This window comes from Pseudomonas linyingensis, from assembly GCF_900109175.1.
GTDB lineage: Bacteria > Pseudomonadota > Gammaproteobacteria > Pseudomonadales > Pseudomonadaceae > Geopseudomonas > Geopseudomonas linyingensis.
In genome coordinates, this window is sequence record NZ_FNZE01000004.1 from 255,784 (window position 1) to 268,203 (window position 12,420).

A 12,420-nucleotide genomic window follows, 5' to 3' on the forward strand; every position below is an offset into this window, starting at 1 on the left:
CAGTCAGCCCAGCAGTCACGGAAAGCCCGGCCTAGCGCCGGGCTTTCCGCTTTCTGGGGTGTCCTCAGCCGCTGTATCCTGTCACGTCCGCAGGTTTATTCGGGAGCAATGGATGGTGCTGGTAGCCAGACGCGTGCAGAGGGAGGCGCGAGACGGGGCGGAAACGCCGGAAGAGCTGCCCCTCAGCGACTTTCGCCACACACCTGCCTGGGTACTACTGGGCGAGCCGGGAGCGGGCAAGAGCGAAGCCTTGAAGCAAGAGGCTCGGGAGACTGGTGGCGAGTACGTCACGGTGCGCGAGCTGGTAATGACAACGCCCCCTCTGGAAGAGTGGCGCGGCAAGACACTGTTCATCGATGCACTGGACGAAGCCCGTGCCGCAGGCTCAGAGAGCCTGACCCTGTACATCCGCCAGCAACTGCGCCAGCTTGGAAAGCCGGCCTTCCGCCTTTCCTGTCGCGCGGCAGACTGGCACGGCTCAACCGACATAGCCGAGTTACGGGACATCAGCCCGGACAACCAGCTGGCCGTGTTGCAGTTGTGCCCGCTGAGTGATGACGACATCCGGCAGATCCTGCAGAACAATCACAACGTCGCCGATCCCCAGGCCTTCGTCGAACAGGCCGAGCGACACAGGATCGCTCCGCTGCTGCGCAATCCGCAGACGCTGAAACTGATGGCCAGGGCAGTCAGCGGCGACTGCTGGCCGGAAAGCAGCAGCGAGGTCTATCGACTGGCCTGCGAGAAACTGACACAGGAGAGCAACGCGCAGCACCGGCACATCAGTGAAGCCAAGGCTATCGATAGCGAAACCTTGCTGGTGGCGGCGGGACAGCTGTTTGCCGTACAGCTACTGTCTGGCAAGACAGGAGTTGCCCTCGACCTAGACGCCAGCGACACCGAGCATCCAGCGCTCGATCAGTTCAAGCCCGAAGTCCCCGCCGCAGCCAGAAGAGCGCTGCAGTCCGCCTTGTTCTCTCCCGCCACAGGACATGCCGAGCGCCTGGTTCCCTGTCACCGCACCGTCGCCGAGTATCTCGCTGCCCGATGGCTGGCGGAAAAGCTGGACCGGAAAAGCCTGCCGCACGGCCGCCTGCTCAAGCTGTTGCTTGGCTTCGACGGCGGCGTGGTGGCTGACCTGCGCGGCCTGCTCGCCTGGCTGGCCCAGCACAGCACCTCAATCCGCACGCGGCTGATCGACGTCGATCCGCTCGGCATCGTGCTATATGGCGATGTCCGTCCATTCAGTACGGCAGACAAGCGCCATCTGCTGCAGGCTCTGCGGCAACAGGCGGAGCGGTTTCCGGGGTTCCGCTGGCATCTCTGGCAGGACATGAAAGGATTCGGCGCACTGGTCGACGAAGCCTTGCTTGAGGACTTCCGCTACATCCTTCGGACGACCGAGCGAGACGAGGCCACCCAGTCCCATATCGACTGCGTGCTGGACATCCTCGAATACGGCCATGCCTACCCCTGCCTGGCGGCTCCGTTGCTTGCGATCATCAAGGACGCCTCTTTCTGGCCACGACTACGCTACGCCGCACTCAGGGTCTGGTTCCAGCTGGCACCCTCTGCAGAGATCAAAGCCCTGCTGACGCGGGTCCACAGCAATCAGGTTGAGGACGAAGATGACGAATTGCTGGGCAAGCTGCTGGATCGGCTTTACCCGGAGTCTCTGATACCGGATGAGCTACTTCAGTACCTTCACCCTCCCAAGGACTCTCGTCTGATCGGCTGCTATCGAATGTTCTGGGAGCACTGGCTACCAATGCGTGCACCGGCAGATCAGTTGCCGACTCTGCTAGAAGGGCTCTGCGCAAGACCTGAAGTTTTCGATGAAGACAGTACCGAGTCGCTGCGTTCCTACTCGATTGGTCGACTGCTTGTGCGCACCCTCAATGAGCTGGGTGAGTCTGCCACCGACGAGCAGCTTTTCACCTGGCTGGGCGCCGGAGCCAACCAGTACGGCTACTTCAACCGGGATCATGAGTCCCGGCCTTTGATCCAGCGATGGCTCGAACAGCACCCCGAGCGATACAAAGCCGTACTGGCACAGTGCATCCAAACCATTTCAAGTAGCCGCTATTCACCGTACCCCCGCCTGCATGATGCAACGCCACCAGCAGACATAGGCCTCTGGCATCTGCATCAAGCAGGCACGTCCGAGGAAGCTGCAGCCAGAATTCACTTGCAGAATGCGGTCAACGCACTTACGTGGCAACGCGGCGCCGAGGGGCTATCGCTGGAGGTCATCGAGGCCTGGGGGCGGGAATCCACGACGCGGGCAGACTGGCTGAACAACTGGCTTGCCTGCGATCTGGAACAGGAGCATTGGCGACTTGAGGATGCGGCTAGGACCCGGCCATACAAAGAACAGGAAGCCGAGCAGCGTCGCCAGCGCACTCAGCACATTACTCCCGAGCTACCCGCAATCACCGCCGGCACCGCGGCGCCACACCTGCTTGAACACCTGGCGATGGCTTGGCTGAATCACTTCTCGGATATCAACGGAGAAACGATCAGCACGCGCTTTGCCAACTACAGCGATCTGGGCGATGAACTCATGCTGGCTGCCGAATCCGGCTTCCGCCATTGCTTGCAGCGCTCCGATCTGCCCTCGGCAGCAGAAATCATCACAGAGAATCAGGCTGGTCGGCGCCACTTCATCGGCCTGCCCTGCCTGCTTGGCCTGCAGTTGAGCCGGGCAGATGCGCCCGAGACGGTGGCTGCGCCACCTGACGCGCTGCTTGAGCGACTGCTGGCCTTCCACCTCTGCGGCTCATATTTCGGACTGGACGACCTAGATGGTTGGGCCGCCGAGATTGCGCAGCATCACCCCGAGCTGTTTGCCCGCGTACTGGTACAGCAAGCCTCTGCTGCTTTTGCTGCCGGCAATGCCTCTGCGGGTATAGCGCATTTTTTGGCTAGGGATACTGCATATGCACAGGTTGCTCATCTCGCAGTCCCTGAACTACTACGCCAATTCCCCGAGAGCGCTGCCGGGGAGCAGTTGCGTAATCTCCGGCAATTGTTGGGGGCGGCCCTGATGAGAGCACCCGACTGTCTTGCTGCACTGGCGTTGCACAAGCTGGAATCCTCTCAACTCCATGCCGAACAGCGCCTCCCGTGGCTGGCAATACAGCTGCTGACGGGAAACTCCCAAGGTGAAGAGGCATTCTGGCAGCACCTTGGTGACGCAGAGGAAGCAGATGTAACGATGCTTCTGACGGTTGAAATCGTGCAGCAAGGTATTCAGCACACCGCGCATCCGGAGCGCATTCTGGGGCAGTTGATCGAGTCGATAGTTCAGCATGCCGAGCTTGAGCGCCATAGAGGAGGCGTTGTCACTACAGCCATGGATCTTGGCAACAAACTGCGCGGCATGCTCGATTGGCTTGGGGCACAACCTACGGTAGAAGCCAGTGATGAGTTGCGGCGCCTGCTTGATTGCCCAAGGCTGGCGACGCAACGCTTCAGGATTCAGAGCACACTGGAACAGCAGCAGGCCCGCCGACGAGAAGCCGAGTTCCAGTTCCCTGGCCTCAAGGCAGTAGCCGATGTGCTGGCCAATCGAGAACCGGCGGATGCGACGGATCTGGCTTGGCTGACCCTCCATCACCTCGACGACATTGCCCATGAGCTGCGCCACGCCAACGACGACGGCTATCGGGCGTTCTGGAATGTATGGACAGAGGACAAAGCCCCCCATAAAGCACGGCGCGGGGAAAACCTGTGCCGCGATGTCCTGCTGACCCGCCTGCGCTCGCGCCTGAATGCACACGGCATCGGCATCGATCCGGAATATGACCACGCAGCAGATAAGCGCGCCGATCTGCATCTGGACTACCGCAACCAGTTGGCCCTGCCGATCGAGATCAAGCGCGATGACCATGAAAAGCTCTGGACAGCTCTGCGCGATCAACTGATTGCACAATATGTGCATGCCCCGAAGTCCGCAGGCCACGGCATCTATCTGGTGTTCTGGTTTGGTGAAAGCAGCAAGCTGAAAAGCCCCCCGAACCGGGAACCAAAGCCGACGACTCCGGATGAGCTGAAAACCAAACTCGAAGCTCAGTTGACAGAGGAGGAGCGCCGGAGGGTTTTTGTGCGAGTGCTGGACGTCAGTTGGCTATAACTTCAGCTGACACCTGCGGAGCGATAGGCGCGGAGGTCGATCGCTAGCACACAGGCCGCCCCGTTTCTGCAGGCGCAGCAACATGAGGATATTCGCCCCACCTGATCACAAACTCGCGTCGCGACTCTCCACCACGCTCTGTGCCGCAAAGGCGGATAAGACCTGCGGTCATTTTCCACCCTGCGACCTTCCCGCGCCGTCCGTCCGGCGGGTTCGCCTTTCGCCGATTCCGACCTTCACTAGTGAGCAGGGGGAACCATCCATCACGTGAGGGTACCGACATGCTCATCCGAACCCTGGCCCTGCTGCTGGCGCTGTGCTGCGCACCGCTGGCCTGGAGCCAAACCCCGGCGGCGCCCGCTGCCGCCCAGGCCGAAAAGCCGAACGCCGCCCTGACCACCCGCCTGGCCCTGCGCGACCTGTGGGTCGAGCACATCTTCTGGGTCAGGAACTACGCGCTGGCCAACCAGAACGGCAAGGCCGCCCAGGCCGAGACCGCCGCCAAGGAGGTGGTGGCCAACGCCACGGCGATCGCCAACAGCCTGCAACCGCTGTACGGCCAGCCGGCCGCCGACCAGATGCTCAAGCTGCTGGCCGGCCACTGGGGGGCGATCAAGGACTACAGCGACGCCGGCGTGGCCAAGGACGCAGCCAAGCAGAAAGCCGCCATGGACACCCTGGTGAGCAACGCCAAGGCCATCGCTGCCTTCCTCGCCAAGGCCAACCCCTACCTGCCGGAAGACACCCTGGTGACCCTGCTCAGCGCCCACGGCGGGCACCACATCAGCCAGATCGACCAGTTCGCCAAGATGGATTACGCCGGCGAGGCGAAGACCTGGCACGCCATGCGCGAGCACATTCTCGGCGTTGCCGACGCGCTGGCCGGAGCGCTGGTCAAGCAGTTCCCCGAGAAGTTCTGAGTAGCCCGCGGGGCGCCTTGCGCGCCCCGCGGCGGGTTCAGGCGCGCACCCACAGCTCGTAGGCATGCGCCGGCGTTTCCGCCGCGGCCGCCTGCTCGTCGCGACTGAGCAGCTGCCAGTCGTCCTCGGCAAACGCGGGAAAGAAGGCATCGCCGTCCGGCTGCAGATGCACACGGGTCAGGTACAGGCGCTGCGCCAGCGGCAACCCTTGCGCGTACAGCTCGGCGCCGCCGATCAGCATCAGTTCGTCGACGCCCTGAGCGCGCGCCCACTGGTCGGCGCGGGCGATGGCCGCCGGCAGCGAGGCGAACACCTCGGCGCCCTCCAGCGTGAGTCCGACCTGGCGGCTGACCACCAGGTTGAGCCGCCCGGGCAGCGGCCGGCCGAGCGAATCCCAGGTCTTGCGACCCATGATGATCGGCTTGCCGAGGGTCACGGCCTTGAAGTGCTTGAGATCCGCCGGCAGGTGCCAGGGCAGACGGTTTTCGATGCCGATCACGCGGTTGTCGGCGAGCGCGGCGATCAGGGCGAGGGGGAGCGGAGTCATGTTCATGACTGGCAGAATACCAGCCGGCAGGCACCGCTGACGATTGAGCCGAGGCCGTTGCGGTATCCTGCGCCGCATAAGACTGATGACCACATGGAGTTGTGATGGCCACCCTGCTCACCTCGCTCAACGGCTGCCCGGCCACGAGCGGCGAACGAAAGATCGCCAGCCTGTTTGACCGCCTGCTCGACGAGGACTACCTGTGCTGGTACGACGTGCCGCTGGGCGCCCGCGGCCAGCGCCCTGACTTCACCCTGCTGCACCCGCTGCGCGGCATCCTGCTGCTGGAGGTCAAGGACTGGAAGCTGTCCACCCTGCTCAAGCTCGACCGCAGGCAAGCCACGCTCCAGTTGCCCTCGGGGCCGAAGCGGGTCAGCAACCCACTGGAGCAGGTGCGCCAGTATTGCTACGTACTGAGCGGCCTGCTGCAGCGCGATCCGCAGCTGGTCCGGCAGGACGACGGCCATCAGGGCCAGTTGTGCCTGCCCTGGGGGCACGGGGTGATCCTCACCCAGATCAGCCGCGCGCAGTTCGACCAGGCCGGTCTCGGCGAGGCCCTCAACCCCAGCCAAGTGATCTGCAAGGACGAGCTGGGCGAGGACCAGGACCCGGAAACCCTGCAGAGCCGCCTGTGGGGCATGTTCACCGTCGCCTTCCCCTGCCAGCTGAGCCCGACGCAGGTCGATCGCGTGCGCTGGCACCTGTTCCCCGAGCTGCGCCTGCAGTCCTCGCAGCAGAGCCTGTTCGACGACGCGCCCGATCCCGACCAGCCCTTGGCCGCCCCGCCCGACCTGATCCGCATCATGGACCTGCAGCAGGAGCAGCTGGCGCGCAATCTCGGCGACGGTCACCGGGTGATCCACGGCGTGGCCGGCTCGGGCAAGACCATGATCCTCGGCTACCGCGCCCTGCAACTGGCCAAGCTGTTGAGCACACCCATCCTGGTGCTGTGCTTCAACAAGGCGCTGGCCGCGCGCCTGGCCCTGCAGATGGAGAGCCATGGCGCCGGCGCACGAGTGCAGGTGCGCCACTTCCACGGCTGGTGCGCCGAGCTGCTGCGTCGGCACGGCATCGCCCCACCGCAGTCTCGCGGCCGCGCCGACGAATACCACGAGCAGCTGGTGGCGAAAGTCCTCGAAGCCGTCACCGACGGGCGGATTCCCACCGGTCAGTACGGCGCTATCCTCATCGACGAAGGCCACGACTTACAGCCGGAGTGGTTCCAGCTGGCCGCGCAGCAGGTCGACCCTGCTACCCAGTCGCTGTTGCTGCTCTACGACGACGCCCAAAGCCTGTATCGGCGGCGCAAGTTCAGCTTCTCCAGCGTCGGCATCCAGGCCCGCGGGCGCACCACCATCCTGCGCCTGAACTACCGCAATACCGCCGAGATCCTGCACACCGCGGCGAGCTTCGCCGGCTCAGGATTGACCGAGCAGACCGCCGAGGAGGACGGCATTCCGCTAGTGCCGCCGCAGAGCGTCGGCCGCCACGGGCCGCTACCGCTGTGGCGCGAGTGCGCCGACGAGGCCGCCGAACTCGCCGCGGTGACCGCCTTCCTGCGCGAGCGCCGCGCCAGCCTGGACAGCTGGGGGCAGTTGGCCGTGCTGGTGCGCACCAACGCCGACTGCGTGAAGGTCCGCGACCACTTGCAGCGCGCCGGCATCCCTGCCGGCCTGCTGGCGCAGAAGGACGCGCAGGCAGCGCTGGTTGAGGACAGTGTGAAGGTGCTGACCCTGCACGCCAGCAAGGGCCTGGAGTTCGAAGCGGTAGCCATCCCCTTCGTCGGCCGCCTGCCGCATCCCAAGGCCGCGTCCGTAGAGGACGAGAGCCGCGTACTCTACGTCGGCATGACCCGCTCGCTGGAGCACCTGCTGCTGACCTCCAGCCAGGATTCACCATTCAGCCAGCGCCTGCGTACCATCCTGGCTCCTGAACAATACCCGACCACGGAGGCCGCTTGCCCCTCACCCGCATCCCCGACGCCCTCTGGCTCGCCGAAGCCCTGCGCCTCGTCGAAGAACGCAGCGGCCCCTTGGAAGACGCCGAAGCCTGCCGCCTAGCCCGCGCCGCCGGCGGCGACCTGCGCCAGCGCATCCTCGCCCGCGCCGGGCTGCTGGCGCGGCGCGACGGCCTCGATCTGGCCCTGCAGCACTGGCGCCAGGGCGCCGGCCTCGGTCTGCTCCTGCTCGCCGTGCTGGCACTGGCCAGCGGCGCCGGATTGGCCTTCGCCGCGCTGGGCGACGGCGTGCGCCCGGTCAACCTGCTGTGGGCGCTGGGTAGCTTGCTCGGCCTGCACCTGCTGACCCTGCTTGGCTGGGCGCTGGGTTTCGCCTTCGGCGGCGAGGCCGGCAGCGCCCTCGGACGCCTGTGGCTGAGCCTGAGCGCCCGTCTGGCGCGCGACAGTCGCGGTGCCCAGCTCGGCCCGGCACTGGTCCTGCTGCTCGGCCGCCACGGGTTGAACCGCTGGGCGCTGGGCCTGCTCAGCCACGGTCTGTGGCTGCTCGCCCTGCTCGCCGCGCTGGCCCTGCTGCTGGCCCTGCTGGCCACCCGCCGCTACGGCTTCGTTTGGGAAACCACCCTGCTGCCGGCGGACAGCTTCGCCAGCCTGATCCACGGCCTCGGCGCCCTGCCGGCGCTGCTCGGATTCCCGCAGCCCGATCTCGACCTGCTGCGCGCCAGCGGCGAGGCGGTGGTGGGTGGCGAGACGGCGCGGCAGACCTGGGCTGGCTGGCTGCTCGGCGTGTTCGTGGTCTATGGCCTGCTGCCGCGCGCCCTGCTCGCCCTGCTGTGTTTCGTCCAGTGGCAACGCGGCCTGAACACCCTGCAGCTGGATCTCGAGCTGCCGAGCTACAGCCGCCTACGCGAGCGTCTACTGCCGTCCAGCGAGCGCCTGGGCGTCAGCGATGGGGCGCCGGCGCAGCTGTACCAGCCGCAGGCCGGGCACGTCGCTGCCGCCAGCCAGGGCGCCCTGCTGGTCGCGGTGGAGCTGGACGACCGTCGTCCCTGGCCGCCGGCGCTGCCGGCCGGGGTGATCGATGCCGGCATCCTCGACGACGGCGCCCAGCGCCGCCGCCTGCTCGAGCAACTCAGCCAGCAGCCGCCGGGACGCCTGCTGATCGCCTGCGACCCGCGGCGCTCGCCGGACCGCGGCACCCTGGCGCTGCTCGGCGAGCTGGCGCGCGCAGCCGCCGAGACGCGCGTCTGGCTGCTGCCGGCAAGCGCCGGCGAGACGCTGGACCCGGCACGCCTGGGCGACTGGCACGCCGCCCTCGACCAACTGCGGCTGCCCCGGGTCGACGAGGCTCCGCTGACCTGGCTGGAGAATGGCGATGACTGACGCCCGCCAAAGCACGCCACTGAAACTGGCGGTGGTCGGCCACACCAACGTCGGCAAGACCTCGCTGCTGCGCACCCTGACCCGCGACGTCGGCTTCGGCGAGGTGTCGCACCGCCCCAGCACCACCCGCCACGTCGAGGGCGCGCGCCTGTCGGTGGACGGCGAGGCACTGCTCGAGCTGTACGACACTCCCGGCCTCGAGGACGCCATCGCCCTGCGCGACTACCTCGACGCCCTCGAGCCGCCCGGTCAGCGCCTCGACGGCCCCGAGCGCATCCAGCGCCTGCTGGCCGGCAGCGAGGCGCGCGGGCGCTTCGAGCAGGAAGCCAAGGTGCTGCGCCAGCTGCTGGTCTCCGACGCCGGCCTGTACGTGATCGACGCCCGCGAGCCGGTGCTGGCCAAGTACCGCGACGAGCTGGCGGTGCTGGCCGACTGCGGCCGGCCGCTGCTGCCGGTGCTCAACTTCGTCGCCGCCCCCGGCCACCGCGAGGACGACTGGCGCGCGGCGCTGGCCCGCCTCGGCCTACACGCGCTGGTGCGCTTCGACAGCGTGGCGCCGCCCGAGGACGGCGAGCGGCGCCTGTACGAGAGCCTGGCCCTGCTGCTCGAGCCGGCACGCGAGCGCCTGCAGCGACTGATCGCCGACCACGAGGCGCAGCGCGCCGCACGCCGCCAGGCCGGTGCGCGGCTGATCGCCGAACTGCTGCTGGATGCCGCCGCCTGTCGGCGCCTGGTCGCCGCCGATGAGCAGAGCCTGGCCGCCGCCGTCGAGCGCCTGCGCGGTGACCTGCGCGCCTGCGAGCAGCGCTGCGTGGACGAGCTGCTGAGCCTGTACGCCTTCCGCGCCGACGATGCCGAAGCCGGCGAACTGCCGCTGCAGGGCGGGCGCTGGGGCAACGACCTGTTCCATCCGGAAACCCTCAAGCAGCTTGGCGTGAAGGTGGGTGGCGGCATGGCCGCCGGCGCCGCGGCCGGTGCGGGGATCGACCTGCTGGTCGGCGGCCTGACCCTGGGCGCCGCCGCCGCGCTGGGCGCCATCGCCGGTGGCGGCTGGCAGACCCTGCGCAACTACGGCGAGCGCCTCAAGGGCAAGCTGACCGGCCAGCGCGAGCTGTCGGTGGACGATGGCGTGCTGCGCCTGCTGGCCCTGCGCCAGCGTCAGCTGCTGGCGACGCTGGAGGCCCGCGGCCATGCCGCGCAGCAGCCCATCCAGCTGGCGACACCGCAGGATCAGGCCTGGCGCGAGGGGAAACTGCCGCCGGCCCTGCACAAGGCCCGCGCGCATCCCGAGTGGTCGCGCCTGAATGTCGGCGCCGAACTGCAGCAGGCCGAACGTCAGGCCGAGATCCGTCGTCTGGCGGTGGACCTGCAGGTGGTCACGGCGCCGGTGACGGCTCCACCAGCAAGCCCGCCCTGATCGCCTGCAGCGCGGCGCGGAAGTAGACCTGGCCCTCCGCCGACTCGGCGAAGGCCACGTATTCGCCCAGCTGGGCGTCGCCGAGTTCGCGGTAGACGTACAGCAGGGTGTTGTCCAGTTCGCTGCCGATCTGCTGCATCAGCCGCTCGCGCTGACTGCCCAGCAACTCCTGCGACGCGCCGTTGCCCAGCAGCATGCCGGGCAACCCGGGGAGCATCTGGCTGAGGCTGTCGGCGGCCACCCCGGCCAGCGCCAGACTGACCTCGGCACCCGCCTCGCGGGCCGGCAGGGCGTTGCCCAGGCGCTGCGCCAGCGCCCGGCGCGCCGCGGAGGCGTTCACCTGCGGCAGGCCGTCGGCGTGGCGGTTAAGCTCGGTCGGCGAGGTGGCGCGCACCTCGCTGTGGATCACCGCGCGGCCCAGCGGGCTGTCGAAGAAGCGGATCGCCGCCAGCGGATCGGGCAGGTTGCGGCGCAGGCTGCCGAGGGCGCGCTGATCCATCGCCTGCGGAGCGAAGCGGCGATTGCTGTTGTCGACCAGCGCCTGGTACACGCCCGGCGGCAGGCTGCCCTGGTAACGCTGCTGGGCAGCGACCAGAGCGGCACTGAAGTGCTCGCGCTGCTGCGGCCAGCCGGCCAGATCGTAGAGCAGGTCATGCTCGTCGGCCTGGCTGAACAGGCTGACAAGGCTCAAGGCAACGGCAATCAGGACGCGCATGGCAACTCCCGTGGAACAGGGGCGTATTGTCACGGTGGGGCATCCAGCTTGTCGAGGCGCTAGCGGCGCCCATGGCCGAACAATTGCATTGCACCGACGAACAGTGGTTTTGTCCGCTGCCGGCGGGATTGGTTCAGTCGGGCATTGCCTGGCCCCGGCTGCGCTCCCTAGAATGCTCCATGACCGAGCACAGCACCCACCACCCCCTCATCGAACACATCCTCGACGACCTGGCCAGCCAGGGCTGGTCGCAGCAGGCACTTGCCCTGCCCGCGGAGCTGAGTCGCGCGCTGGCCGACGAATGCCGCCACCGCCACAGCGCCGGCGCCCTGGCCCCGGCCTCCGTCGGCCGGGGTGGCGGACAGGTGATCGACGAGGGCATTCGCGGCGACCACATCCAGTGGCTCAACGCCGGCGAGTCCGCCAGCATCGACAGCTACCTGGCCCTGCTCGACGAACTGCGCGAACGACTCAACCGCGAGCTGTTCCTCGGCCTGGAAGACTACGAGTGCCACTTCGCCCTCTACCCGCCGGGCAGCTTCTACCGCCGCCATCTGGATCGCTTCCGCGACGACGACCGGCGCACGGTGACTACGGTGTTCTACCTCAATGACGACTGGCGCCCCGAGCACGGCGGCGCCCTGCGCATCGAGCTGGCCGACGGCCGCGAGCACGACGTGCTGCCCGCCGCCGGCACCCTGGTGGTGTTCATGTCGGGCGACTTCCCCCACGAGGTGCTGGCGGCCAGCCGCGAGCGCCTGTCGCTCACCGGCTGGTACCGCCGCCGCGGCAACGGGCCGCTGTAGCGGGCGGTCGACTGGAACCTTGCCTGCCTCCGGCTAGTCTGTACTGGACTTTCCCACGCACAAGGAACCTTGCGATGAAAACCCTGCTCGCCGCCTGCGGCCTGCTCGCCACCGTCACTCTGGCTACCCCGGCCCTGGCCGAAACCCCGCGCACCCCGGCCCCGGAAGGCGCCAGCGTGTACTTCATCGCGCCGGCCAACGGCGCCAGCGTCACCGGCCCGGTCAACGTGCGCTTCGGCCTCAAGGGCATGGGCGTGGCCCCGGCCGGCACCGATGTCCCGGCCACCGGCCATCACCACCTGCTGGTGGATGTCGCCGAACTGCCGGGCCTAGATGCGCCGCTACCCGCCACCGACAACATCCGCCACTTCGGCAAGGGCCAGACCGAGACGGAGCTGACCCTGCCACCGGGCAAGCACACCCTGCAGCTGCTGCTCGGCGACCAGAACCACGTCCCGCACCAGCCGCCGGTGCTGTCGGAGAAGATCACCATCACCGTCAAGTGAGGGGTTGAAACGAAGAAGGGAGGCCGAGGCCTCCCTT

General features: G+C 67.4%; 9 protein-coding genes. 7 read left to right on the top strand and 2 right to left on the bottom strand.

Translation table 11 applies throughout. The annotated features are described in order from the left end of the window. Window positions 1-112 precede the first annotated feature (112 nt). Both BMZ19_RS07100 and BMZ19_RS07105 read left to right on the top strand, forming a co-directional pair. Window positions 113-4,135, top strand: coding sequence for an NACHT domain-containing protein (locus BMZ19_RS07100; RefSeq protein ID WP_090308959.1), 4,023 nt, complete (start codon window positions 113-115; stop codon window positions 4,133-4,135). Window positions 4,136-4,416: 281 nt separating this feature from the next. After that, window positions 4,417-5,055 carry a hypothetical protein gene (locus BMZ19_RS07105; protein ID WP_090308962.1) on the top strand — a complete coding sequence of 213 codons (639 nt, stop codon included), beginning with the start codon at window positions 4,417-4,419 and terminating at the stop codon, window positions 5,053-5,055. 37 nt (window positions 5,056-5,092) lie between these two features. Here BMZ19_RS07105 and BMZ19_RS07110 read toward each other — a convergent pair whose 3' ends face one another. Then, window positions 5,093-5,608: a dihydrofolate reductase gene (locus BMZ19_RS07110; RefSeq protein ID WP_090308966.1), complete on the bottom strand. Its 516-nt coding sequence runs from the start codon at window positions 5,606-5,608 to the stop codon at window positions 5,093-5,095. A 98-nt stretch (window positions 5,609-5,706) separates the two neighbouring features. Here BMZ19_RS07110 and BMZ19_RS07115 point away from each other — a divergent pair, with 98 nt between their 5' ends. The 3 genes from BMZ19_RS07115 to BMZ19_RS07125 are packed head-to-tail and all read left to right on the top strand — an operon-like array spanning window position 5,707 to window position 10,356. Continuing rightward, window positions 5,707-7,662 (top strand): DEAD/DEAH box helicase, encoded by a 1,956-nt coding sequence (locus BMZ19_RS07115; protein WP_090308969.1) that lies wholly within the window; start codon window positions 5,707-5,709, stop codon window positions 7,660-7,662. Next, window positions 7,560-8,939, top strand: a complete 1,380-nt coding sequence (locus tag BMZ19_RS07120; protein WP_090308972.1) for a DUF2868 domain-containing protein — start codon at window positions 7,560-7,562, stop codon at window positions 8,937-8,939. Before BMZ19_RS07115 ends, BMZ19_RS07120 begins: the two co-directional genes overlap by 103 nt. Continuing rightward, window positions 8,932-10,356 carry a GTPase/DUF3482 domain-containing protein gene (locus BMZ19_RS07125; protein WP_090308974.1) on the top strand — a complete coding sequence of 475 codons (1,425 nt, stop codon included), beginning with the start codon at window positions 8,932-8,934 and terminating at the stop codon, window positions 10,354-10,356. Before BMZ19_RS07120 ends, BMZ19_RS07125 begins: the two co-directional genes overlap by 8 nt. On the opposite strand, the gene BMZ19_RS07130 is transcribed toward BMZ19_RS07125, so the two are convergent. Continuing rightward, window positions 10,316-11,071, bottom strand: a complete 756-nt coding sequence (locus BMZ19_RS07130; protein ID WP_090308977.1) for a hypothetical protein — start codon at window positions 11,069-11,071, stop codon at window positions 10,316-10,318. The two genes, BMZ19_RS07125 and BMZ19_RS07130, sit on opposite strands and share 41 nt — an antisense overlap. A gap of 179 nt (window positions 11,072-11,250) precedes the next feature. Here BMZ19_RS07130 and BMZ19_RS07135 point away from each other — a divergent pair, with 179 nt between their 5' ends. After that, on the top strand, window positions 11,251-11,877 hold the full coding sequence (locus BMZ19_RS07135) for a 2OG-Fe(II) oxygenase (RefSeq protein ID WP_090308980.1): 627 nt from the start codon (window positions 11,251-11,253) through the stop codon (window positions 11,875-11,877). Window positions 11,878-11,951: 74 nt separating this feature from the next. Continuing rightward, on the top strand, window positions 11,952-12,383 hold the full coding sequence (locus tag BMZ19_RS07140) for a DUF4399 domain-containing protein (protein WP_090308984.1): 432 nt from the start codon (window positions 11,952-11,954) through the stop codon (window positions 12,381-12,383). Window positions 12,384-12,420: the final 37 nt, after the last annotated feature.